The sequence below is a fragment of the Bacillus sp. KICET-1 genome, from assembly GCF_027721405.1.
GTDB classification, from domain to species: Bacteria; Bacillota; Bacilli; order Bacillales; family Bacillaceae; genus Bacillus; species Bacillus velezensis.
On sequence record NZ_CP113515.1, the window covers coordinates 754,043 to 777,500 of the forward strand.

A 23,458-nucleotide genomic window follows, 5' to 3' on the forward strand; every position below is an offset into this window, starting at 1 on the left:
GCCTTTATCAATCAGAGACTATTCTTTCGTTACTGCGTCACGTTCAACGTCTGGAGATGCTGTTTCTTCCGGCGCTTCATCACCTGATAATGCAAGGCCGTCAGCCTGTTTCGCATCTTCCTCGTCTTCTAGATCTCTCATTTCTATTTCTTCTTCATCGCCTGAAAGGATTTTCACGTCCATACCTAAGCTTTGAAGCTCTTTGATCAATACTTTGAATGATTCCGGAACACCAGGCTCTGGAACATTGTCGCCTTTGACGATGGCTTCATATGTTTTCACACGTCCGACCACGTCATCGGACTTCACAGTCAGGATTTCTTGAAGCGTGTAAGCTGCGCCGTAAGCTTCAAGCGCCCAAACCTCCATCTCACCGAAACGCTGTCCGCCGAATTGGGCTTTACCGCCGAGAGGCTGCTGCGTAACAAGTGAGTAAGGACCTGTAGAACGGGCATGAAGTTTATCATCAACCATGTGCGCCAGTTTGATCATGTACATGATTCCGACTGATACACGGTTGTCGAACGGTTCTCCCGTACGGCCGTCATAAAGAACTGTTTTAGCGTCTCTTGACATGCCTGCTTCTTCAAGTGTTTCCCACACATCTTCTTCACGCGCGCCGTCAAATACAGGTGACGCGATGTGAATGCCGAGGTAGCGGGCAGCCATACCCATGTGAAGTTCTAATACCTGACCGATATTCATACGTGATGGTACACCCAGCGGGTTAAGCATGATATCGATCGGCGTGCCGTCAGGAAGGTAAGGCATATCTTCTTCAGGAAGAATCTTCGAGATAACCCCTTTGTTTCCGTGACGTCCGGCCATTTTATCACCTTCAGAAATCTTACGTTTCTGAACGATATATACGCGTACAAGCTGGTTCACTCCCGGAGGAAGTTCGTCGCCGTCTTCACGGTTGAAGACTTTTACGTCGTGGATAATTCCGCCGCCGCCGTGAGGCACACGGAGAGAAGTATCACGGACTTCACGCGCTTTTTCTCCAAAGATCGCATGCAGAAGGCGTTCTTCAGCCGTAAGCTCAGTTACACCTTTAGGCGTTACTTTACCTACGAGAAGGTCTCCGTCGTTGACTTCCGCACCGATACGGATAATTCCGCGGTCATCAAGATTGCGGAGCGCGTCTTCCCCTACGTTTGGAATATCGCGGGTGATCTCTTCCGGCCCAAGCTTTGTATCACGTGCTTCTGATTCATATTCTTCAATGTGAATAGATGTGTATACATCATCTTTCACAAGGCGTTCACTCATGATGATGGCATCCTCATAGTTGTAACCATCCCATGTCATGAAGCCGACCATTACGTTGCGGCCGAGAGCAAGTTCACCAAGCTCCATTGAAGGTCCGTCAGCAAGGATTTCTCCTTTGACTACTTCATCGCCGACACTGACGATCGGACGCTGGTTGTAGCACGTACCTTGGTTGGAGCGGACAAATTTCAGCAAGCTGTACTTATCCAGGTTGCCTTTTACTTTTTGGCCGTCAATTTCTTCATAGCGGCGCACCCATACGTTTTTCGCTTCCACCCGTTCTACGATACCAGGGTGTTTACAAATAACGGCTGCACCGGAGTCTTTACCGGATACGTATTCCATACCCGTTCCGACGATCGGAGCTTCCGGCTGCATCAAAGGCACAGCCTGACGCTGCATGTTCGCTCCCATGAGGGCGCGGTTCGAGTCATCGTTTTCCAAGAACGGAATACATGCTGTCGCAGCAGATACAACCTGTTTAGGAGATACGTCCATGTAATCTACGCGGTTGCGGGCTACAACGGTGTTTTCCCCTCTGAAACGCGCTACGATGCTGTCATCCAAGAAAGAACCGTCATCGCTCAGCTTAGCATTCGCTTGGGCTACGACATAGTTATCCTCTTCATCAGCAGTCAGGTAGTCGATTCTAGGCGTTACTTTTCCTGTTTCAGGATCAACGCGGCGGTATGGCGTCTCAATGAAACCAAAGCGGTTTACTTTCGCAAATGATGACAATGAGTTGATCAAACCGATGTTAGGGCCCTCAGGCGTTTCAATCGGACACATACGGCCGTAGTGAGAGTAGTGAACGTCACGTACTTCCATACCTGCGCGCTCACGTGTCAAACCGCCCGGTCCGAGAGCTGACAGACGGCGTTTGTGCGTCAATTCAGCAAGCGGGTTCGTCTGATCCATGAATTGAGAAAGCTGTGAGCTTCCGAAGAACTCTTTAATAGACGCAATAACAGGTCTGATGTTAATCAGCTGCTGCGGCGTAATTGTATTCGTGTCTTGAATAGACATTCTTTCACGTACGACACGTTCCATCCGGCTTAAACCGATACGGAATTGGTTTTGCAGGAGCTCACCTACAGAACGCAGACGGCGGTTTCCGAGATGGTCGATATCATCAGTGTCGCCCACTCCGTGCAGGAGGTTGAAGAAGTAGCTGATAGAAGAAATAATATCAGCAGGCGTAATGTTTTTAATCGCCTCTTCGATGTAAGCATTGCCGATCACATTGATCGTCTGCTCTCCTTCTGCATCGGTAGGAGCATAGATTTTAATGGATTGAAGCATCACTTCATCCTCGACGACGCCGCCGTTAGGATAAAGTTTTCTGAAGCCGATTCCATTTTCTAAGTATGGCAGTACTTTATCAAGTGTTCTTCTGTCAAGAATCTGCCCTTTTTCAGCGAGAATTTCACCGGTTTCCGGATCCACCAGTGTTTCTGCAAGTCGCTGGTTAAACAGGCGATTCTTGATATGAAGCTTTTTATTAATTTTATAGCGTCCTACATTCGCAAGGTCGTATCGCTTCGGATCGAAGAAACGGGAATCCAGCAAGCTTTTTGCGTTTTCTACTGTAGGCGGCTCTCCGGGACGAAGGCGCTCATAGATTTCAAGAAGCGCTTTGTCACTGTTTTCAGTGTTGTCCTTATCCAGTGTATTGCGGAGATATTCGTTCTCACCAATGAGATCGAGAATCTCTTGGTCGGAACCGAAGCCGAGAGCACGCAAAAGAACCGTAACCGGCAACTTACGTGTGCGATCAATGCGGACATACACAACATCTTTCGCATCAGTTTCGTATTCTAACCATGCGCCACGGTTTGGAATGACAGTCGCGGTAAAACCTTTTTTACCGTTTTTGTCTACTTTACCACTGAAATATACACTTGGAGACCGAACAAGCTGAGATACGATAACACGTTCTGCACCGTTGATGATAAAAGTACCGGTATCTGTCATAATAGGGAAATCACCCATGAAGACATCCTGGTCTTTTACCTCTCCAGTTTCTTTGTTAATTAAACGAACCTTCACTCTTAGCGGAGCTGAGTAAGTCACATCACGTTCTTTTGATTCCTCTACAGGATATTTAGGCTCACCTAAACTATAATCAATGAACTCAAGAGAGAGGTTACCAGTGAAATCCTCAATTGGTGATATGTCTTGAAACATCTCTCTAAGACCCTCATCAAGAAACCACTGATAAGAAGAGGTTTGAATTTCAATGAGATTTGGTAATTCTAACACTTCGCTAATGCGAGCATAGCTTCTGCGCTGGCGGTGTCGTCCATACTGAACTAGTTGACCTGTCAACTGATTCACCCCTCAAATCATGCGTATTATATGTGTAATAAGCATTTCTTCCAAAGAAAGAAAATACTTTTACAAGACAAAAGAAAAAAGGGTTTCTAATTAAGAAAACCACATCCAAAAACAAATACCGATTTTATTAGCATTTCCATACTTGTATAATTTATACATAGATATTGACAATTCATCATATCAAGCAAAATATATACATTGGCATTTTACAATATTAACATAGTTAAAATACCGAGTCAAACTTTTTTTGCTTTTATGATATAATAGCCTTTCTTTTTTTGAACGACGGAAACTTCATCGAACAGTTCCTCGAGCTTTTCAATGGCAGAAGGCGCGCCTTGCTTTTTCTGTATGACGATCCACAATTCACCTGAAGCCCTTAAATGCTCAGCGCTTTTTTCAAAAATGGCATGGACAACTTTTTTTCCGGCGCGGATTGGGGGGTTTGTAATAATAGAAGCAAATGTTTGAGCAGAATCAATATTTGAAAATAAATCACTCTGATAAATTCGAACGTTTTTTATTCCGTTTTTTTCTGCATTTTCATTTGACAGCTCTACGGCTCTTTCATTCACGTCAATCATGTGCACGGTGCGGTCTGTAAATGCACCGGCGAGTGACAGACCGATCGGGCCGTAACCGCAGCCTGCATCCAGGAAGTCACCATCGATCTCCGGTTCTTCAAACGCTTCAATTAAGACACGCGAACCGAAATCAACTTCCTTTTTCGAGAAAACGCCGCTGTCACTTGTGAATGTATAAGATCTGTTCCGCAGTGTAAATGACCATGTCTGTTTATCGCTTTTAACTGAAGGTTTTTCTGAATAATAGTGCTCACTCATTATTAGAACCTCCTTTTTTCATGGCTTAAAGAATGGCAAAGAAAAAGCCCGCCTCATAAAAGCGAGCTTCCCCTACAGGCAAGTGAAGATTACTTAACTTCTACAGAAGCGCCAACTTCTTCAAGTTTAGCTTTAAGCTCTTCAGCTTCTTCTTTCGCAATACCTTCTTTAAGTGGTTTTGGAGTGTTGTCAACAAGTTCTTTAGCTTCTTTCAAGCCAAGACCAGTGATTTCACGAACAACTTTGATAACTTTGATTTTCTGAGAACCTGCACCAGCAAGGATAAGGTCGAATTCGCTTTGCTCTTCAGCAGCGCCGCCAGCAGCAGCTCCGCCAGCTACAGCTACAGGAGCAGCAGCAGTTACGCCAAATTCTTCTTCGATTGCTTTTACTAGGTCGTTCAATTCAAGTACAGTTGCTTCTTTAACGGAAGCAATGATTTCTTCGATATTTAAAGCCATTTGAAATTCCTCCATTTGTTTTATTTTAGGGTAAAATCAGATTAAGCGCCTTGTTCTTCCTTTTGTTCTGCAACTGCTTTAGCTGCAAGTGCAAGGTTGCGAACTGGAGCTTGAAGTACGCTAAGCAACATAGAAAGTAAGCCATCGCGTGAAGGAAGTTCAGCAAGAGCTTTCACTTCTTCAACAGAAGATACTTTTCCTTCGATAACGCCCGCTTTGATTTCCAGAGCTTCGTGATTCTTCGCGAACTCGTTAAGAACTTTTGCCGGAGCGACAACATCTTCAGTACTGAATGCGATCGCATTCGGTCCAGTTAAGACATCATTCAAACCATCAAGTTCAGCTTGTTCAACCGCACGGCGAGTCATTGTGTTTTTGTACACTTTGAACTCTACGTTAGCTTCGCGAAGCTGTTTACGGAGTTCAGTTACTTCAGAAACGTTAAGTCCGCGGTAGTCAACGATGATCGTTGATTTGCTTTCTTTCAGTTTAGAAGCAATCTCTTCAACAACAACTTTTTTTGTATCAATTGCGCTGCTCATGGTTACACCTCCTGTAGATTTTGTGTAACACTTATACCGCTAGGTGATCACGACTGTAACGACGATTTCATATAAAAAGCCTCCATGTGGACATGGAGGCTGTATATACAAGCATACGTAACGTAATAGCTGTGATATATATACACCTCGGCAGGATATTAAGCCTCAACGGCCCCTGCTGTCTACGGTATAAATGACATATTATATTTTACAACATTTTGAATCATATCAGAATGCTGATCTAAAGTCAAATATTATTTTACGTTGAAAGTAGAAGCGTCTACTTTGACACCAGGGCCCATAGTAGAAGTAACGGCAACGTTTTTCACGTAAACACCTTTAGCCGCAGCCGGTTTTGCTTTCAGGATTGTATCATACATTGTTGTGAAGTTCTCAACAAGTTTTTCATCCTCGAAAGAAACTTTTCCGATCGGAACATGGATGTTACCAGCTTTGTCAACGCGGTATTCTACTTTACCAGCTTTGATTTCGCCGATTGCTTTTTCTACTTCGAATGTAACAGTTCCTGTTTTAGGGTTTGGCATAAGACCTTTTGGTCCAAGCACACGGCCGATTTTACCGACTTCACCCATCATGTCAGGAGTCGCAACGATTACATCGAATTCGAACCAGCCTTGCTGGATTTTCGCGATGTAATCAGAATCGCCAACGTAGTCTGCACCGGCAGCTTCAGCTTCTTTTGCTTTTTCGCCTTTAGCGAATACAAGCACGCGCTGAGTTTTACCAGTTCCGTTAGGAAGTACAACTGCACCGCGGATTTGCTGATCGTTTTTACGAGGGTCAACCCCTAAACGAAAAGCAACTTCAACTGTAGCGTCGAATTTAGCTGTGTTTGTTTTTTTAGTAAGCGCCACTGCTTCAGCGACGTCGTAAGCTTTCGCACGGTCTACAAGCTTCGCAGCTTCAACGTACTTTTTACCTTTTTTAGCCATTTTAAAATTTCCTCCTTATGTGGTTATAGCGGAATAACCTCCCACGAATAAGGGTTGCGAACTTGTGAAAACTCGCAACCCGACAAGAAACAAATTAATCCTCGATAACGATACCCATACTGCGGGCAGTACCTTCAACCATGCGCATTGCCGCTTCAACGTCTGCTGCGTTTAAGTCAGGCATTTTCGTTTCAGCGATTTCGCGAACCTTATCGCGCTTAACGGTTGCCACTTTATTACGGTTTGGTTCACCAGAACCAGACTCAATTCCAGCTGCTTTTTTAAGCAATACTGCAGCAGGCGGAGTTTTTGTAATAAATGTAAATGAACGGTCTTCGTAAACCGAAATTTCAACAGGAATGATTAAACCAGCTTGGTCAGCTGTACGAGCATTAAACTCCTTACAGAATCCCATGATATTTACACCGGCTTGACCTAGTGCAGGTCCAACTGGCGGCGCTGGGTTAGCTTTTCCAGCAGGAATTTGCAATTTTACAACTTTTACTACTTTTTTAGCCACGAGACACACCTCCTTAAGTCCGTGATGTGGTAATAGGGTAAACCCTCCCACTCAAGGTTTCATTCTTTATATGAATGACGAAATATCAAGCTAGCTGCCTTGGATTAGTCCAAGACGTACCTTTGCTATATTATCATTAATATATAGCAATTTCAAGTTTTTTCACATTACAATTTGTCGATCTGGGTAAATTCCAGTTCAACCGGCGTTTCACGGCCGAACATGTTAACGAATACTTTCACTTTGCTCTTATCATAATCAATCTCTTCAATTGATCCTGTAAAGTTGGCGAAAGGTCCGTCTATGACTTTGACTGTCTCATTCAATTCAAAATCAATGTCGGTTTTCCGCTCATCCATGCCCATGCGTTTTAAGATGGTTTCCGCTTCGCCAGGAAGAAGCGGAGTCGGCTTTGAGCCTGAACCGGCTGATCCGACGAATCCGGTAACGCCCGGCGTGTTGCGGACCACATACCAGGAATCATCAGTCATGACGATTTCAACAAGCACATAACCCGGGAACACTTTCTTTTTGACTACTTTTTTCTTGCCGTTCTTAATATCAGTCTCTTCTTCTTCAGGGACGACAACGCGGAAAATTTTATCCTGCATTCCCATTGATTCCACACGTTTTTCAAGGTTCGCTTTTACTTTGTTTTCATAACCGGAATACGTATGAACAACATACCAATTCTTTTCCATTCTATCAGGACTCTGCAGTCCTTCCCTCCCCGCATTTAAAAATGAAGTGTAAAACAAAAAATAGGCTCAGGGCCTATGAATCCTTTTTTCAACAACACAATAAAAAACCCGCTGAACGGGTTTTGGCAAACGATATTATGATCTATTATAGCACGTATTGCTGATCATTATTCAACTATTAAACGAATTAATTGAGAAATTCCTGTATCAAGGAGGGCAAAAAAGATAACAAAAAAGATAACCGTTGAAATCACCGTGATCGTATAGCGCGTTAACTCTTTGCCTTTAGGCCAGCTAACCTTTTTCATTTCTTTCCCAACATCTTTAAAGAAACTCATCATGCGCATGTAAAAGACCTCCACAATTTAAAAAGCGAACACTATTTTGTTTCTAAATGAGCTGTATGTGAATTGCAAGTGCTGCAGTACTTCTTAACTTCTAACCGCTCAGCCGCTGATGCAGAGCTTTTCATTGTCGTATAATTACGATTTCCGCATGTTTTGCATGCCAGCGTAATCTTTTTTCTCATGTCGTTACACCTTTTCCTAAACATTCATTTATCTTAATAAAATAGCACAGTCAGAAAAATTCTGTCAATATGACACAGAAACCTGCTACAGGCTGATCTCTCTTATTTCTAAATACTTTTCAAGCTTGCGCTTCACGCGCTGCAGGGCATTATCGATTGATTTTACGTGTCGGTTTAAGTCATCTGAAATCTCTTGGTAACTTCTTCCGTCCAAGTACAGAACAAGCACCTTTCTCTCCAGATCGCTCAGCAGTTCTCCCATTTTCATTTCGATATCATCAAATTCTTCCTGATTAATAATCATCTCTTCAGGATTTAACGTTTTAGCGCCTGAAATGACATCAAGCAGTGTTCTGTCAGATTCTTCATCAAAAATAGGTTTGTCTAAAGAAACATAGGAATTTAAAGGAATGTGTTTCTGACGGGTAGCTGTCTTTATTGCGGTAATAATCTGGCGGGTAATGCATAATTCTGCAAAAGCTTTAAATGAAGTGAGCTTGTCCTCTCTAAAGTCTCGGATAGACTTATATAAGCCTATCATCCCTTCCTGTACAATATCTTCTCTGTCGGCCCCTATTAAAAAATAAGACCTTGCTTTCGCCCGTACAAAATTACGGTACTTCGTAATCAAGTAATCTAACGCATCACTATCCCCAACATGAACCTTTTCAATGACCTGCTCGTCCTCCAACTGGCAAAATTGCACTTTGTTGAACTTTCCCTTGCTGTTCTGTAGATTCACTGCGATCCCCCCGGCGCACGTAGATAGAAATATTATACATTAATGGGCGAAAAAGCGTCAACCTAATCCAGACCGCCTCGGCGCCACTTTTCAAACGTTTTCAAAACCTCTTCGGACAGCTCGATTTTACCCGGCGGTTTTTCAGAAGTGATCTTTGAAACCCGCCTTTGAATCCGCCGTTCTATCGTATCCACTTCCCTCAGAAGCTCCCGGGCGGATTTGCGGAGAGCCCCTTGTCCGAAAATCGCCCACTGCTCCGTATAATCGGAGGTTGCGACATGAATCTGTGTCGCAATATTATTCAGCGCCTGGGCAAGCTTCTCGATCCGCTCATCCGCCGTCTCATTCTCCCGTGTAAAAATCACTTCGACTCTGTGATTCGTTTGTTTTTTCTCTATGCCTTTTACCAGATGTGCGTCAAACACCACAATGACTCTGATTCCCGTGTAGGACTGATATTCCGCCATCTTCTGGATCAGTACATCTCTCGCTTCTTCAAAACTGTTCGCTTTTAAATCCTTTAGCTGCGGCCAAGCTCCAATCATGTTGTATCCGTCTACTAACAGGATGTCCATCTGTCTTCATTCCCCTAAAGGATTGCGCTTCCGGTAGACTTCATACATGAGAAGGCCGGCCGCTACCGACGCATTCAGAGACGTGACTTTTCCGGCCATCGGAAGTTTAATGAGAAAATCACATTTCTCTTTCACAAGCCGGCCCATTCCTCTGCCTTCGCTTCCGATAACGAGCGCCAAAGGCATCTTGCCGTCCATAGAGCGGTAGTCTTCCCGGGCGGATGCATCCGTTCCGACGACCCAAATCCCCCGCTCCTTCATTTCATCAAGTGTCCGGGCAAGGTTGGTCACCTTCACGACGGGGATGTGTTCAATCGCACCGGTCGAAGCTTTTGCGACCGTCGACGTCAGTCCGACCGCTCTGCGTTTCGGAATCACAATGCCGTGTGCACCGACAGCGTCAGCCGTTCTCATGATGGAACCGAGATTATGAGGATCTTCCAGCTCGTCCAATATGAGAAAGAAAGGCTGTTCGTTTCTCTCTTCCGCTCTTTTATATAATTCGTCTAATTGTGCATATTCATATGCCGCCACCTGGGCGACAACACCCTGATGCTGCCCCTCCACCATCTGATCGAGTTTTTTCCTCGGTACAAATTGAATGGTGACGCCGCGCTTTTTAGCAAGCTCCATAACTTGCTGCGCCTGTCCTTTTACTGTGTTTTCCGCCATCCATAACTTATAGAGTTTGCGATCCGACTTTAACGTCTCAATTACCGCGTTTTTTCCTATGACGTAATCATGTTGCTGACTCATTTGTTTTCCTCCCTGACGTCCCGACTTGTATAGCTTCTGTAATCAGCTGATTCAGTCTTTCTTCTCTTTTCTCAAGAAAAAGATATCCGAGCAAAGCCTCAAAAGCTGTACTATGGCGGTACGTCTGTACATCTGTGTTTTTAGGCGTCGTCCCTGATTTTGCGTTTCTTCCCCTTCTCACCACGGCTTCCTCTTCCTCCGTGAAAAAGGATTCTTCCTGAAGGCGGAACAGAATGTCTGCCTGTGATTTTGCCGATACGATCCGGCTCGCCTTCTTATGAAGGTCATTCGGTTTCGTATGGCCCTGCTTAAGCAGGTGATGCCGGACGTATATTTCAAAAATGGCATCACCCATATAAGCGAGCGCAAGACCGTTTAACTGCTTTGAATCTTTGATTTGTTCAAATTGAAGCATCCGCTTACTCTCCCCGCTTCCAGCGAGTTCCCTGAGCCGTATCTTCAAGAATGATATTCATGCTTTTCAGCTGATCGCGAATTTGGTCTGACAAAGCAAAATCGCGATTGCGGCGGGCTTCATTTCTCTTCTCGATCAATTCTTCAATCTCTTCATCGACAAGCTCTTCTTCGCCGAGTGTAAGTCCGAGAACGGATCCGATTCTGTCAAACATGCTGATAAAGGCTTTAATGACGTGATCCGCCGTATTGTCCTCCTGCATGTAGTAATTGGCGAGCTTCGCCAGATCAAACCAAACGGAAATCGCATTCGCCGTATTAAAATCATCATCCATTGCTTCTTCAAACGCAGCGCGGTGCTCTTCGATTTTAGCGAGCCATTCCTCATCATTGTCAGTCAGATTCGTGCTGCTAATCAAACGATGGTTTAAATTACTGTATGCCGTCTTCAGGCGGTTAAACGCGTTTTTTGTTTTCTCAAGCAGCTCTTCCGAATAGTTGATCGGGTGGCGGTAATGAACGGACAGCATGAAAAATCTCAAAAGCTGCGGGTCATATTGCTTAATGATATCGTGCACCAAAACAAAGTTGCCGAGCGATTTTGACATTTTCTCATTATCGATATTGATATATCCGTTATGAAGCCAGTATTTTGCGAATGTCTTGCCTGTTAATGCTTCAGATTGCGCGATTTCGTTTTCATGGTGCGGGAATGTCAGGTCCTGACCGCCGGCGTGAATATCGATTTCGTCACCCAAATACTTTTTCACCATTGCGGAGCATTCAATATGCCAGCCCGGGCGGCCTTTTCCCCAAGGGCTATCCCATGAAATTTCTCCGTCCTTAGCAGCTTTCCAAAGCGCAAAGTCCAGCGCATCCTCTTTCTTCTCGCCGACACGGATACGCGCGCCTGATCTGAGTTCATCAATTGATTGCTGAGATAGCTTGCCGTAGCCTTCGAAGGCCCTTGTTTTGAAATAGACGTCGCCTTCTGATTCATAAGCGTAACCTTTTTTAATCAGCTCGCTGACAAATTCAATAATGGCGTCCATGTTTTCCATGACCCGGGGGTGAAGATCCGCTTTCCGGCATCCGAGGGCGCCCACGTCTTCAAAATACGCTTTAATGAACCGTTCAGAAACGGTCGGGACGTCCTCGCCGAGCTCGTTGGCCGCCTTAATCAGTTTGTCGTCAACATCGGTGAAATTCGATACGTATTGAACATCGTATCCTTTATACTCCAAATAGTTGCGTACGGTATCATACACAATCGCCGGACGGGCGTTTCCGATATGAATATAGTTGTATACAGTCGGTCCGCACACGTACATTTTTACTTTGCCTTCCTCAAGAGGAACGAATGTTTCCTTTTTCCGTGTCAATGTATTATAAAGTGTAATGGTCATTTTTGGTTGATCCTTTCTTTTTTATCTTCCAGTTCAGCCTGCAGTTCAAAAATCTGCTGCTCCAATGCTCTAAACCGGTCAGCAACCGGATCGGGCAAGTCTTGGTGATTGAGATCGCGTTTGATTTTTCTTCCGTTCTGAATGACGACTTTCCCCGGTATGCCGACAACGGTCGAAAAGTCGGGAACATCACGAAGCACAACGGAGCCGGCCCCTACTTTAGAACCCTGCCCGACCGTAATAGAGCCGAGCACCTTCGCTCCGGTTGCAATTAAAGCATCATCTTTTATGGTCGGATGCCGCTTTCCCTTTTCTTTTCCCGTCCCACCAAGAGTGACACCTTGGAATACCGTCACGTTATTGCCGATTTCACATGTTTCCCCTATGACGACCCCCATACCGTGATCAATGAAAAACCTTCTCCCGATGGTCGCGCCGGGATGGATTTCAATTCCGGTAAAGAAACGGGCAATCTGTGATATCAGGCGCGCCAGGAAGAAAAATCTCCGTTTATATAAAGCATGTGCAATCCGATGCGCCCATATAGCATGTAAACCAGAATAAGTTAAAACAACTTCGAAATAGCTTCTTGCTGCCGGATCTTGATCGAACACTGTATCTATGTCTTCTTTTAGCATTTTAAAAAACACATGCTTCCCCCCATTCTCTCCCCGCTCCAGTCTGTTTTTCCGCCTATAAAAAAAGCGCCTCTGCATGTAAACATGACAGAGACGCTTTTACCGCGCGGTTCCACTCTGTTTGAAAAACAAGTCACTGTTTTCCCAACTTAAAAGCCGGTAACGGCGGCGGCCGCCTTTAAATACTGATTTCCGCAGAAATGTTCTTCAAAGGTCTTAAGGGCGCACTTCTAAAACATGACGCATGAATCTCTCTCAGCCGACGAAGATTCTTTCTGTAATGGTCATTGTTTTATACTCTTCCCTGTCAACAATCGTATATTTAAATGCTTTTCAGGCGTCTGACGGCTGTTTCTCTGCCGATCAGCTCAATGGCCTGCGGAAGCTCCGGACCGTGTGTCTGACCGGTAACCGCTACACGAATCGGCATGAACAGCTTTTTGCCTTTATGGCCTGTTTCTTTCTGAACAGCTTTGATTGAGGCTTTGATCAGCTCAGGCGTAAATTCTTCAAGCTCTTCAAGCTTCGCAGCAAATACGCTGAGCACTTCAGGCACCTGTTCTTCTTCCAGAACGGCTTTTGCCTCTTGATTATACTCGATCTCATCTTTAAAGAACAAATCAGTCAGCTCGACAATTTCAGCGCCGTAGCTCAATTGCTCATGGTAAAGAGAGATTAATTTACGAACCCATTCCTGCTCCTCGGCAGAAAGCTCAGTGCCGACTTTTCCTGCTTTTTGCAGGTGCGGCAGAGTCAGCTCAACCACTTGATCAAGATCCAGCGCTTTGACGTATTGGTTGTTGACCCATTTCAGTTTATGCATATCAAACAGAGCCGGTGACTTAGACAAACGATTTACATCAAAAATTTCAATGAATTGTTCTCTTGTGAAAAGCTCTTCTTCACCGACGGGAGACCAGCCGAGAAGTCCGATAAAGTTAAACAGCGCTTCAGGCAGGTAACCCAGCTCATCATACTGCTCAATAAACTGGATAATTGATTCATCACGTTTACTTAATTTTTTGCGGCTTTCGTTTACGATAAGCGTCATATGTCCGAAGACAGGAATATCCCAGCCGAATGCCTGGAAAATCATGATCTGTTTCGGTGTATTTGAAATGTGATCCTCACCGCGGAGCACGTGCGTCATTTTCATTAAGTAATCGTCAATCGCGACAGCAAAGTTATACGTCGGTGTTCCGTCTTTTTTGACGATGACAAAGTCGCCGATGCCGTCTGATTCAAAAGAAATCTCGCCTTTTACGATATCGTTAAATGCGATGATTTTCCCTTCCGGCACGCGGAAACGGATGCTCGGCTGTCTGCCTTCGGCTAAAAACTGCTCCTGCTCTTTTTGAGTCAGGTTTCTGTGTTTGCCGGAATAGCGCGGCATTTCCCCGCGGGCGATTTGCTCTTCACGTTCTTTCTCAAGTTCTTCTTCCGTACAGAAACATTTATAAGCTAGCCCTTTTTCAAGAAGCTCTTCATAGTACTCCTTGTAAATGTCGTTACGCTCAGACTGGCGGTACGGGCCGTATTCTCCGCCGACATCCACACTTTCATCCCAGTCCATGCCGAGCCATTTCAAATAGTTGAGCTGGCTTTGCTCTCCGCCTTCAATATTTCGCTTTTTGTCCGTATCCTCAATCCGGATAATAAACTTTCCGCCTTGGCTGCGGGCAAATAAATAGTTAAAAAGCGCCGTTCTGGCGTTACCGATATGCAAATGTCCGGTCGGACTCGGTGCATAACGAACGCGTACTTCATTTCCCATGTTCAAATACTTCCTTTCATCTCGTCTGTAGCCTCTAGCCGAATATATGTATCTATTCTACCACCAAATAGACCCGGCATCAAAACAATGATCAGGCTTTTTGGATCAGAACGGTTGCCTGAGCGGCAATTCCTTCGGCTCTTCCGGTAAACCCGAGCTTTTCGGTCGTCGTCGCTTTTACGTTTACTTGAGAGACGTCCGCCTCAAGGCCTTCAGCTATCCGTTTTCTCATAGCATCAATATGCGGCGCCATTTTCGGCTTTTGCGCAATAATCGTGCAGTCTATATTTCCGAGTACGTACCCTTTTTCTTTTACAATGTTCCAGACATGCTGAAGCAGCTTAAAAGAATCCGCATCTTTGAATTCCGGATCAGTATCCGGGAAATGTTTGCCGATATCTCCTTCACCTGCCGCTCCGAGACACGCGTCTGCGACTGTATGCAGCAATACATCAGCATCTGAATGTCCGAGCAGCCCCTTTTCATAAGGAATTTCAATTCCGCCGATGATGAGAGGACGGCCTTCCGTTAATTGATGCACATCAAATCCTTGTCCGATTCTAAACATTATGATTCCCACTTTCCGCTTTCATGATTGCTTCCGCAAATATCAGGTCATCCGGCGTTGTCAGCTTAATATTGGTATAGCTGCCTTCAACGATACTCACCTGATATCCATCAAGACGCTCGACGAGGCTGGCGTCATCCGTACCTAAGAAGCCTTTGTTTTCCGCTTCCATATGCGCCGTCTTCAATAAAGAAAGACGAAAAGCTTGCGGCGTTTGAACGGCCCACAAGCTTGAACGGTCAAAGGTCTCCGCAGCCCGGGAGCCTTCCGCCCGTTTTATCGTGTCTTTCACAGGAACAGCCAGGACAGCCGCTCCCGCCTCCTCTGCTGTTTCAACGAGCTTATCGATATGCTGATGTGTGACAAACGGGCGCGCTCCGTCATGAACAAGGACGACCGATTCCTTATCAATCACTTTCAGTCCTTCGTATACACTGTGCTGACGCTCCGCACCTCCGGTAACAAGCTCAATTTCCGTCTGAATCGGACATTGGGCCAGCAGCTGGCGAAAATCTTCCCGTTCACTCTCGTTTATCACCAGGATTATTTTCTGACAGGGTGCGTGGCTTTCAAAAACCCGCAGTGTGTGCATAATAACAGGCGCACCTTTTAAGCTGATGAACAGCTTATTTTTCCCGGCCTTCATCCTTTTTCCTTGTCCGGCAGCCGGAATAACGACAACATACTCCATATGAACTCCCTCTTAAAGAGCTTTCTCAAGCAGCTTGGGCTTGGCAAAAATCATTCGTCCCGCCGCTGTCTGCAGTACGCTGGTTACGAGCACATCAATATGTTTCCCTATATAATTGCGGCCTTCTTCCACAACAATCATCGTGCCGTCATCCAAGTAAGCCACACCTTGATTATGCTCTTTCCCGTCCTTAATCACCTGCACATTCATCTCTTCGCCCGGAAGCACAACCGGCTTCACCGCGTTTGCAAGGTCATTAATATTCAGTACCGCAACCTTCTGAAGCTCACATACTTTATTTAAATTAAAATCATTCGTCACAACGACGCCGGATGTCAGCTTCGCAAGTTTGACAAGCTTGCTGTCAACCTCCTGAATGTCTTCGAAGTCGCCTTCATAAATTTCAACCGTAATATCCAGTTCCTTTTGAATGCGATTCAAGATATCCAGTCCGCGGCGTCCTCTGTTACGTTTTAAAACATCTGAAGAATCAGCGATATGCTGTAATTCCTCCAGCACAAATTGAGGAATGACAATGACGCCTTCTAAAAAGCCCGTCTGACAAATATCCGCAATTCTCCCATCAATAATAACACTTGTATCCAAGATTTTCAGCCTTTTATCCTGTTCTTCCTGCTCCTCATCAGCACTTCCCTTTTTCTTCTGCATTCTTGCAGAAATGGAGAAAAGACTGATCAGTTCATCCTTTTTCTTAAATCCGACTTGGAAGCCCAGATAACCGAGAAAGAAAGCCAGAAAGACCGGAATGATGGTGCTGAATATACGGTACGGAATATTGTCCAGCGGAATCACGTTTACAATGAGATATGCGATGATAAGTCCAAAAACCAATCCGAGACTCCCGAATAACAGATCCGGCACCGGAGCTCTCAGCAAAGAATCTTCAATCCATTTTACCCAATTAATCACATATTCTGTCGTCCATATACTGATGAGAAAAAAGATAATAGCACCAATTGCAGCAGACGTATATGCGTTTGTTATTAAAGGTATGTCCTGTATATTTGACAGCACAAACAATTCAGGTATTAAAAAGATACCGACAACGCCGCCCACAATAATGAAGAACGCCTGAACTATTCGTTTTAACATACCTCCACCTCCTTTTAAGTAGCATTTTTTCAGCAGACTGTCAGAGCCTACAAATTCAGAATAAACAAAAACTAACAATAATATACCCGGATTCCGACAGGTTTAAGCGATACTTAAAGCTGTCTATCTATATAGTGTTTTTCCTGAAGGCGTTTTAAGCCTTTTTTGATTTTTTGGGCGCGCACTTCGCCGATACCCTCGACATCATCAAGCTCTTCTACAGTGGCTTCCGTTATGCTTGGCAAAAATCCGAACGCCTCAACCACATTTTCAACAATCGGCATCGGCAGACGCGGAATTTTGTTCAGCAGCCTGTATCCTCTCGGGAGCACATAATCATCAAGATTCGTAGAAGCCGGGTATCCAAGCAGTTTAAACAGAATGGAATCATCCAGCAGATCATAGCTGGACATATCCTGGAGCTCTTTTAACAGCACGAACGGATCTTTGATTTTTTCTTTGACATAGTCTTTGATGAAAAGTGCCGCCTCTTCTTCCATGTCCGTAATCAGTTCAATCACCTGCAGGCGGATTAAGTGTCCTTCCGTTCCGAGTTCTTTAATATACATATTGATTTCATTTTTTATTCGAAGCACCATTTCATACCGATGCATGACGGACAGCACGTCACTGAATGTCACAAGCTCCTCAAACTCTAATGCGTTTAAAGCCGTAATCGTTTTGTCTAAAATGGTTTTATACTTCTCGAGCGTTTGAATGGCCTGATTTGCCTTTGTTAAAATAAAACCTATGTCCTTTAGTGTGTACTTCATGCTGTCCTGATATAACGTAATGACATTTCTGCGCTCAGAAATGGCGATGACGAGACAGCCGGTCTGCTTCGCCACCCGTTCCGCCGTACGGTGCCTCATTCCCGTTTCTGAAGAAGAAATGGTCGCCTCCGGCATAAGCTGCGTATTCGCATAAAGAATTTTCTGGCCGGAATCACTTAAAATAATGGCACCGTCCATTTTGGCCAGCTCGTATAAGTGAGCGGGCGCAAATGATGTATTAATATGAAAACCGCCATCCACGACTTGCTTTACCTTATCATTGTATCCGACAACAATCAGGCCGCCTGTATTTGCCCGAAGTACATTCTCTATCCCGGCTCTGAGCGGGGTGCCCGGTGCAACGAACTGCAGAATTGCAGACAGGTCAAGCTCTTGTTTCGCCCCTTTTTTCTCTTTTTCCATCTATTATGATCCTCCTAATGAAGTACGAAGCGCTTCAGCAACATTTGCTACTCCGACAACCTCAATCCCTTTTGGTATTGTCCACCCGTCTGCATTCGCCTCAGGTATGATCATGCGCTTGAAGCCGAGTTTCGCCGCTTCTTTTACGCGCTGTTCGATTCTTGACACCCTGCGGACTTCTCCTGTCAGTCCCACTTCACCGATAAAGCAATCTGCGGGATTCGGCGGTGTATCTCTGAAGCTTGAGGCAATGCTGACGGCTACTGCCAAATCAATCGCCGGTTCATCCAGTTTGACCCCGCCGGCGACTTTTAAATATGCATCTTGATTTTGAAGCAAAAGACCCACCCGCTTCTCAAGCACAGCCATAATTAACGATACCCTGTTGTGGTCAATGCCTGTAGCCATGCGGCGCGGGTTTCCAAAACTGGTCGGTGATATGAGCGCCTGGATTTCAACCAGAATCGGTCTCGTTCCTTCCATTGACGCAACGATACTCGAACCCGATGCCCCGGCAGAACGCTCTTCCAAGAAAATTTCAGAAGGGTTGAGCACTTCCGTAAGCCCCTCTTCCCGCATTTCAAAGATGCCCATTTCATTTGTTGAGCCGAACCGGTTTTTTACAGCCCGCAAAATACGGAATGTATGGTGCCGCTCTCCTTCAAAGTATAGAACGGTATCGACCATGTGCTCAAGCAATCTCGGCCCTGCGATCGATCCTTCTTTTGTGACGTGTCCGACGATAAAAATAGGTATGCCGTTTGTTTTCGCGATTTTCATCAATTCGGCCGTACACTCTCTTACTTGTGATACACTGCCGGGAGCCGAGGTGATATCACTTTGGTAAACGGTCTGAATGGAGTCTACGACAACAAATGCGGGTTTCATCTCTTGTATAGCAGACGAAATATACTCCATATCGGTTTCAGATAAAACATGTAACATTTGGCTGTTGATTCCAAGTCTGTCGGCGCGCAGCTTCGTTTGCTTCACGGATTCCTCCCCTGAAATGTAAAGCACGCTGCCGGCCGTATCTGCTAATTGTGCGGATACTTGGAGAAGGAGCGTTGATTTTCCGATCCCGGGATCGCCGCCGATCAATACTAACGAGCCTTTCACAACGCCGCCGCCAAGCACTCTGTTGAATTCTTCGAGCTTTGTGTGAACGCGGGGTTCTTCTGATGTTTCAATTGATGTAATGGGTGATGGTTTCTGGACGGTTTGAACGGAGTGGGAGAAAGCCGCCCGCCGATTCGCCGGCGCTTTTTTTATGGTTTCTTCCACCATTGTATTCCAAGCCCCGCAGCCCGGGCACTTTCCCATCCATTTTGCGGATTCATAACCGCATGAGTGGCAGATGAATTTTGTTTTTGATTTAACCATATATGTTGTAAGACCTCTTCCTTATCGAATATTTCTCTATATAACAAAGTGAGGCATACACTCGCTTACGTATGCCTCATGTTTGTCACTATATTAGTTCGTTTTAGCAGTTGTTTTTACGACAAATTCGCCGTCCTCAACATCAAGAACAATGTGCTGCCCTTTATCAATATTGCCTCTGAGGAGTTCTTCTGATAACCGGTCCTCCACATGCTTTTGAATCGCTCTTCTTAACGGACGTGCGCCGTATTCCAAATCGACGCCCTCTTCTGCTACTTTTGCTTTTGCAGCATCCGTCAGCTCGATAGAGAGATCTTGTTCTTTCAGACGTTTTGTTAACTGATCAGACATAAGCGACACGATGTCTGTAAGATGTTTTTTCTCAAGGGAGTGGAAGACGATAATTTCGTCAATCCGGTTGATAAACTCAGGTCTGAAGGCACGCTTCAGCTCTCCCATGACTTTGTCTTTCATGTCTTTATGGTTTTGTGATTCATCCTGCACATTGAAGCCCACATATTTGTTGCGTTTCAGCTCGCTCGCTCCGACGTTTGACGTCATAATCAGGATCGTGTTGCGGAAATCCACAGTGCGTCCTTTTGAATCAGTTAAGCGTCCGTCTTCAAGCACTTGCAGGAGAATGTTAAACACATCAGGGTGCGCTTTTTCAATTTCATCAAGCAATACGACAGAGTAAGGTTTTCTTCTCACTTTTTCTGTCAGCTGGCCGCCTTCATCATAGCCAACATATCCCGGAGGAGAACCGACAAGACGTGAAGTCGAGTGTTTCTCCATGTATTCGGACATATCCACTCTGATCATCGCTTCCTCATCACCGAAAATGGATTCCGCCAGCGCTCTTGCCAGCTCTGTCTTCCCAACGCCTGTAGGGCCTAAGAAGATGAATGAACCAATCGGACGTTTCGGGTCCTTCAGTCCGGCTCTTGCACGTCTGACAGCCTTTGCCACGGCTACAACGGCTTCATCCTGGCCGATGACGCGGGAATGCAGAATGCTTTCCATATTGAGAAGCTTATCTGTTTCCGTTTGGGCAATTTTAGATACGGGCACCCCGGTCCAGCTGGATACAACCATCGCGATATCCTCTACAGAAACTTCGGAGTTCTCCTGGCCTTGTTTTTCTTTCCAGGTTTTTTTCGTGTCTTCCACCTGTTCTCTCAGGCGCTGCTCCGTATCACGAAGGGAAGCCGCTTTTTCAAACTCCTGGCTCTGAACGGCAGCGTCTTTTTCCTTGCGAACTTCATCGAGTTTCTGCTCAAGCTCTTTTAAGTTCGGAGGCGTTGTGAAAGAACGGAGACGCACTTTTGAACCGGCTTCATCAATTAAATCGATCGCTTTATCCGGAAGGAAGCGGTCAGAAATATAACGGTCGGACAATTTAACCGCGGCTTCGATCGCTTCATCGGTAATGGATACGCGGTGATGCGCTTCATAGCGGTCACGGAGCCCTTTTAAAATTTGAATGCTTTCATCGGCTGACGGCTGATCCACCTGAATCGGCTGGAAACGGCGCTCGAGAGCCGCGTCTTTTTCGATATATTTACGGTATTCATCAAGCGTTGTGGCACCGATGCATTGAAGCTCTCCGCGGGCCAGTGAAGGTTTTAAGATATTCGATGCATCAATCGCACCTTCTGCTCCCCCCGCTCCGATCAGTGTATGCAGTTCGTCAATGAATAAAATAATATTGCCGGCCTGACGTATTTCATCCATTACTTTTTTCAAGCGGTCTTCAAATTCTCCGCGGTATTTCGTACCGGCTACAACCGTACCCATGTCTAACGTCATTACGCGTTTATCACGTAATATTTCCGGCACTTCATTATTGATGATCTGCTGTGCAAGGCCTTCAGCAATCGCAGTTTTACCTACACCCGGTTCTCCGATAAGAACGGGATTATTTTTCGTTCTGCGGCTTAATACCTCAATAACACGCTGAATTTCTTTGCTTCGCCCGATAACCGGATCAAGACTGTCTTCCTTCGCAATCGCAGTTAAATCACGCGCCAGACTGTCAAGCGTCGGCGTGTTTGCATTGCTGTTGGTACCGGATGCAGAAGATCCCGTCTCATTGCTTCCCAGAAGCTGCAGCACTTGCTGTCTCGCTTTATTCAAGCTGACACCGAGATTATTCAGAACTCTCGCCGCCACGCCTTCTCCTTCACGAATCAATCCGAGAAGTATGTGTTCTGTTCCCACATAAGAATGTCCTAGCTTTCTGGCTTCATCCATTGATAGCTCTATTACCTTTTTGGCTCGAGGTGTGTAATGAGGAACAGAGGTGGCACTTTCCTGCCCTCGACCGATCAAACTTTCCACTTCTTTCTGCATTTTATCTGAATTAAGGCCAAGAGCTTCTAAAGCTTTAAATGCGATCCCTTCACCTTCACGGACTAACCCTAATAGTATATGTTCAGTTCCGATATTTGTATGGCCTAAGCGCAGTGCTTCTTCCTGTGCCAGTGCCAATACCTTTTGAGCTCGCTCTGTAAACCTTCCAAACATCATATCGAATCATCCTCCTGTCTATTTGCACTCATTTCTAAATGCAGCCTTTCCCTGATAAGAGCCGCTCTTCTCGCGTCTCTTTCGTTCGGCCGTAATGCACCGCCCGAATATTGCTGGAGAAAACCCGGCTGTGTCAAAATCATCAGTTCATTAAGTATATTGCTTGATAGCCCTTTGATGATCCCCAGGTCTATCCCCAGCCGAACGTCAGAAAGGCATTTCGCCGTTTCCTTCGATTCAATCATACGGCAGTTGGATAAAACGCCGTAAGATCTGAATACCCGGTCCTCCAATTCAATTTTCGAAGTTTGGTAAAGCGCTTCTCGGGCTGAACGTTCCTGCTCAATCAGCTGGGCAGCCACACTGTTTAAATCATCTACAATGTCCTGTTCTGATTTTCCGAGTGTGATTTGATTTGAAATTTGAAAGATATTTCCTAATGCTTCGCTGCCTTCACCGTAAATTCCTCTAACAACTAAGCCTAATTGGTTAATTGCCGGTATAATTCGATTCATTTGCCTAGTTAATACAAGACCCGGCAAATGCATCATGACTGAAGCCCTTAGTCCCGTCCCTACATTTGTAGGACAGCTTGTTAAGTACCCTCTCTTCTCTCCAAAGGCGTAATCCACTTTCTCCTCAATCCAGTCATCAACCTGGTTTGCCGCTTTTATGGCGTTGAGAAGCTGGAAGCCGGGGAAGAGGCATTGAATTCTGATATGATCTTCTTCATTTAACATAATGCTGACTTCTTCATTTTCAGAAAGCAGACAGCCGCCAAAAGGAGATTCCGTTAAATTCGGGCTGATCAGATGTTTCTCCATCAGCACCCGTTTTTCCAAAGGCTGAGCTTCACTCATTCTGATTAAATGAAATTGACCGATATCAGGCAGTTCCTTACCTGAAAAATGATCTTCGAATTGCTGAATGATGGATGAGGCTTCTTCATTCGTATACCGGGCGGGAAACTTTATATTTTCAAAGTTTCGGGCCAACCGTATACGGCTGCTGAGTACAATGTCACTTTCAGGTCCCTTTTGCTTCATCCAATTGCTTAGTGCGTCCTGAATAAAATGCTTGAGCGACATTACCCTTGTTCCCCCTCACTGTCTTTACTTTTTAATTCCTGCTCTAACGATCGGATCTGATCCCTGACCTCCGCTGCTCTTTCAAACTCTTCGTGGTGTATTAAAGATTCAAGTTCTTTTTTTAACATTTCCATTTGCCGTCTTACATGCAGGTTTCCGCCTATTCGTTTTGGAATTTTCCCGGCATGCACCGTATTCCCGCTGTGAACTTTTCGCAAGATCGGCGTAATTTGGCTGTAGAACGTATCGTAACATTCCGCACAGCCGAAACGCCCTGTTTTTCTCAGCTGCTGAAACGTCATACCGCATTTCTTACAAGCTGTGCCTTGCTCTGAGTAGCCGAACATTTGAGAACCGGTGTTTTGAAATGAGGACTCCATATTCAGCAGCCCTGATAATAAATTATGAATCGAGAACCCTTGGTTTCC

General features: G+C 45.3%; 24 protein-coding genes and 2 other annotated features (1 of these 26 only partly in view). All 24 genes read right to left on the bottom strand.

What is annotated here, in order from left to right:
* Positions 1-18: 18 nt before the first annotated feature.
* Positions 19-3,600, bottom strand: coding sequence for a DNA-directed RNA polymerase subunit beta (gene rpoB, locus OVA33_RS03825; RefSeq protein WP_017419472.1), 3,582 nt, complete (start codon positions 3,598-3,600; stop codon positions 19-21).
* 245 nt (positions 3,601-3,845) lie between these two features.
* Positions 3,846-4,451: a class I SAM-dependent methyltransferase gene (locus OVA33_RS03830; protein ID WP_017419471.1), complete on the bottom strand. Its 606-nt coding sequence runs from the start codon at positions 4,449-4,451 to the stop codon at positions 3,846-3,848.
* Positions 4,452-4,540: 89 nt separating this feature from the next.
* Positions 4,541-4,912: a 50S ribosomal protein L7/L12 gene (gene rplL / locus OVA33_RS03835; RefSeq protein ID WP_003156436.1), complete on the bottom strand. Its 372-nt coding sequence runs from the start codon at positions 4,910-4,912 to the stop codon at positions 4,541-4,543.
* A 41-nt stretch (positions 4,913-4,953) separates the two neighbouring features.
* Positions 4,954-5,454, bottom strand: a complete 501-nt coding sequence (gene rplJ, locus OVA33_RS03840) for a 50S ribosomal protein L10 (protein WP_014416746.1) — start codon at positions 5,452-5,454, stop codon at positions 4,954-4,956.
* A 63-nt stretch (positions 5,455-5,517) separates the two neighbouring features.
* Positions 5,518-5,660: a sequence feature (ribosomal protein L10 leader region), on the bottom strand.
* 48 nt (positions 5,661-5,708) lie between these two features.
* Positions 5,709-6,407: a 50S ribosomal protein L1 gene (gene rplA, locus OVA33_RS03845; protein WP_003156431.1), complete on the bottom strand. Its 699-nt coding sequence runs from the start codon at positions 6,405-6,407 to the stop codon at positions 5,709-5,711.
* 94 nt (positions 6,408-6,501) lie between these two features.
* Positions 6,502-6,927 (bottom strand): 50S ribosomal protein L11, encoded by a 426-nt coding sequence (gene rplK / locus OVA33_RS03850; RefSeq protein ID WP_003156430.1) that lies wholly within the window; start codon positions 6,925-6,927, stop codon positions 6,502-6,504.
* A 167-nt stretch (positions 6,928-7,094) separates the two neighbouring features.
* Positions 7,095-7,628: a transcription termination/antitermination protein NusG gene (nusG, locus tag OVA33_RS03855; protein WP_003156423.1), complete on the bottom strand. Its 534-nt coding sequence runs from the start codon at positions 7,626-7,628 to the stop codon at positions 7,095-7,097.
* 167 nt (positions 7,629-7,795) lie between these two features.
* Positions 7,796-7,975: a preprotein translocase subunit SecE gene (gene secE / locus OVA33_RS03860; protein WP_003156422.1), complete on the bottom strand. Its 180-nt coding sequence runs from the start codon at positions 7,973-7,975 to the stop codon at positions 7,796-7,798.
* Positions 7,976-8,007: 32 nt separating this feature from the next.
* Positions 8,008-8,157 carry a 50S ribosomal protein L33 gene (gene rpmG, locus OVA33_RS03865; protein WP_003156421.1) on the bottom strand — a complete coding sequence of 50 codons (150 nt, stop codon included), beginning with the start codon at positions 8,155-8,157 and terminating at the stop codon, positions 8,008-8,010.
* A gap of 85 nt (positions 8,158-8,242) precedes the next feature.
* Positions 8,243-8,899: an RNA polymerase sporulation sigma factor SigH gene (sigH, locus tag OVA33_RS03870; protein ID WP_003156415.1), complete on the bottom strand. Its 657-nt coding sequence runs from the start codon at positions 8,897-8,899 to the stop codon at positions 8,243-8,245.
* Between the two features lie 62 nt (positions 8,900-8,961).
* On the bottom strand, positions 8,962-9,474 hold the full coding sequence (gene rae1 / locus OVA33_RS03875) for a ribosome-dependent mRNA decay endonuclease Rae1/YacP (protein WP_003156414.1): 513 nt from the start codon (positions 9,472-9,474) through the stop codon (positions 8,962-8,964).
* Positions 9,475-9,480: 6 nt separating this feature from the next.
* Positions 9,481-10,230 (bottom strand): 23S rRNA (guanosine(2251)-2'-O)-methyltransferase RlmB, encoded by a 750-nt coding sequence (gene rlmB / locus OVA33_RS03880; RefSeq protein WP_003156413.1) that lies wholly within the window; start codon positions 10,228-10,230, stop codon positions 9,481-9,483.
* Positions 10,214-10,645, bottom strand: a complete 432-nt coding sequence (locus OVA33_RS03885; RefSeq protein WP_016935909.1) for a Mini-ribonuclease 3 — start codon at positions 10,643-10,645, stop codon at positions 10,214-10,216. Before OVA33_RS03885 ends, rlmB begins: the two co-directional genes overlap by 17 nt.
* A gap of 4 nt (positions 10,646-10,649) precedes the next feature.
* Entirely contained in the window at positions 10,650-12,050 is a 1,401-nt protein-coding gene (cysS, locus tag OVA33_RS03890; protein ID WP_025650292.1) for a cysteine--tRNA ligase, read from the bottom strand.
* Positions 12,047-12,700, bottom strand: coding sequence for a serine O-acetyltransferase (cysE, locus tag OVA33_RS03895; RefSeq protein ID WP_003156410.1), 654 nt, complete (start codon positions 12,698-12,700; stop codon positions 12,047-12,049). The genes cysS and cysE overlap by 4 nt, the downstream gene beginning before the upstream one ends.
* 74 nt (positions 12,701-12,774) lie before the next feature.
* Positions 12,775-13,008, bottom strand: a binding site (T-box leader).
* 2 nt (positions 13,009-13,010) lie between these two features.
* Positions 13,011-14,462 (bottom strand): glutamate--tRNA ligase, encoded by a 1,452-nt coding sequence (gene gltX / locus OVA33_RS03900; protein WP_128974168.1) that lies wholly within the window; start codon positions 14,460-14,462, stop codon positions 13,011-13,013.
* Between the two features lie 91 nt (positions 14,463-14,553).
* A complete protein-coding gene (ispF, locus tag OVA33_RS03905; protein WP_003156407.1) occupies positions 14,554-15,030 on the bottom strand; it encodes a 2-C-methyl-D-erythritol 2,4-cyclodiphosphate synthase in 477 nt (158 codons plus the stop codon).
* A complete protein-coding gene (gene ispD, locus OVA33_RS03910; protein ID WP_025650291.1) occupies positions 15,023-15,721 on the bottom strand; it encodes a 2-C-methyl-D-erythritol 4-phosphate cytidylyltransferase in 699 nt (232 codons plus the stop codon). Before ispD ends, ispF begins: the two co-directional genes overlap by 8 nt.
* Before the next feature lie 12 nt (positions 15,722-15,733).
* Positions 15,734-16,834, bottom strand: a complete 1,101-nt coding sequence (locus tag OVA33_RS03915) for a PIN/TRAM domain-containing protein (RefSeq protein ID WP_003156403.1) — start codon at positions 16,832-16,834, stop codon at positions 15,734-15,736.
* Positions 16,835-16,947: 113 nt separating this feature from the next.
* Positions 16,948-18,030 carry a DNA integrity scanning diadenylate cyclase DisA gene (gene disA / locus OVA33_RS03920; protein ID WP_003156401.1) on the bottom strand — a complete coding sequence of 361 codons (1,083 nt, stop codon included), beginning with the start codon at positions 18,028-18,030 and terminating at the stop codon, positions 16,948-16,950.
* A gap of 3 nt (positions 18,031-18,033) precedes the next feature.
* On the bottom strand, positions 18,034-19,413 hold the full coding sequence (gene radA / locus OVA33_RS03925; RefSeq protein ID WP_017419468.1) for a DNA repair protein RadA: 1,380 nt from the start codon (positions 19,411-19,413) through the stop codon (positions 18,034-18,036).
* Between the two features lie 93 nt (positions 19,414-19,506).
* Positions 19,507-21,942 (bottom strand): ATP-dependent protease ATP-binding subunit ClpC, encoded by a 2,436-nt coding sequence (gene clpC / locus OVA33_RS03930; RefSeq protein ID WP_017419467.1) that lies wholly within the window; start codon positions 21,940-21,942, stop codon positions 19,507-19,509.
* Positions 21,939-23,030 (bottom strand): protein-arginine kinase McsB, encoded by a 1,092-nt coding sequence (locus OVA33_RS03935; protein ID WP_003156398.1) that lies wholly within the window; start codon positions 23,028-23,030, stop codon positions 21,939-21,941. The genes clpC and OVA33_RS03935 overlap by 4 nt, the downstream gene beginning before the upstream one ends.
* Positions 23,030-23,458: the 3' portion of a protein-arginine kinase activator protein McsA gene (locus OVA33_RS03940; protein ID WP_017419465.1), read on the bottom strand. Its footprint extends 129 nt past the window's final position; 429 of the gene's 558 nt are visible here — the last part of the coding sequence; the start codon falls outside the window, past its right edge; it ends in the stop codon at positions 23,030-23,032. Before OVA33_RS03940 ends, OVA33_RS03935 begins: the two co-directional genes overlap by 1 nt.

What these genes read in the sequence shown, in the direction of transcription:
- OVA33_RS03830 (WP_017419471.1), bottom strand. Translation starts at nt 4,451, where the DNA reads ATGAGTGAGCACTATTATTCAGAAAAACCTTCAGTTAAAAGCGATAAA.
- rplL (WP_003156436.1), bottom strand. Translation starts at nt 4,912, where the DNA reads ATGGCTTTAAATATCGAAGAAATCATTGCTTCCGTTAAAGAAGCAACT.
- rplJ (WP_014416746.1), bottom strand. Translation starts at nt 5,454, where the DNA reads ATGAGCAGCGCAATTGATACAAAAAAAGTTGTTGTTGAAGAGATTGCT.
- rplA (WP_003156431.1), bottom strand. Translation starts at nt 6,407, where the DNA reads ATGGCTAAAAAAGGTAAAAAGTACGTTGAAGCTGCGAAGCTTGTAGAC.
- nusG (WP_003156423.1), bottom strand. Translation starts at nt 7,628, where the DNA reads ATGGAAAAGAATTGGTATGTTGTTCATACGTATTCCGGTTATGAAAAC.
- secE (WP_003156422.1), bottom strand. Translation starts at nt 7,975, where the DNA reads ATGCGCATGATGAGTTTCTTTAAAGATGTTGGGAAAGAAATGAAAAAG.
- rpmG (WP_003156421.1), bottom strand. Translation starts at nt 8,157, where the DNA reads ATGAGAAAAAAGATTACGCTGGCATGCAAAACATGCGGAAATCGTAAT.
- rae1 (WP_003156414.1), bottom strand. Translation starts at nt 9,474, where the DNA reads ATGGACATCCTGTTAGTAGACGGATACAACATGATTGGAGCTTGGCCG.
- rlmB (WP_003156413.1), bottom strand. Translation starts at nt 10,230, where the DNA reads ATGAGTCAGCAACATGATTACGTCATAGGAAAAAACGCGGTAATTGAG.
- OVA33_RS03885 (WP_016935909.1), bottom strand. Translation starts at nt 10,645, where the DNA reads ATGCTTCAATTTGAACAAATCAAAGATTCAAAGCAGTTAAACGGTCTT.
- cysS (WP_025650292.1), bottom strand. Translation starts at nt 12,050, where the DNA reads ATGACCATTACACTTTATAATACATTGACACGGAAAAAGGAAACATTC.
- gltX (WP_128974168.1), bottom strand. Translation starts at nt 14,462, where the DNA reads ATGGGAAATGAAGTACGCGTTCGTTATGCACCGAGTCCGACCGGACAT.
- ispF (WP_003156407.1), bottom strand. Translation starts at nt 15,030, where the DNA reads ATGTTTAGAATCGGACAAGGATTTGATGTGCATCAATTAACGGAAGGC.
- ispD (WP_025650291.1), bottom strand. Translation starts at nt 15,721, where the DNA reads ATGGAGTATGTTGTCGTTATTCCGGCTGCCGGACAAGGAAAAAGGATG.
- OVA33_RS03915 (WP_003156403.1), bottom strand. Translation starts at nt 16,834, where the DNA reads ATGTTAAAACGAATAGTTCAGGCGTTCTTCATTATTGTGGGCGGCGTT.
- disA (WP_003156401.1), bottom strand. Translation starts at nt 18,030, where the DNA reads ATGGAAAAAGAGAAAAAAGGGGCGAAACAAGAGCTTGACCTGTCTGCA.
- radA (WP_017419468.1), bottom strand. Translation starts at nt 19,413, where the DNA reads ATGGTTAAATCAAAAACAAAATTCATCTGCCACTCATGCGGTTATGAA.
- clpC (WP_017419467.1), bottom strand. Translation starts at nt 21,942, where the DNA reads ATGATGTTTGGAAGGTTTACAGAGCGAGCTCAAAAGGTATTGGCACTG.
- OVA33_RS03935 (WP_003156398.1), bottom strand. Translation starts at nt 23,030, where the DNA reads ATGTCGCTCAAGCATTTTATTCAGGACGCACTAAGCAATTGGATGAAG.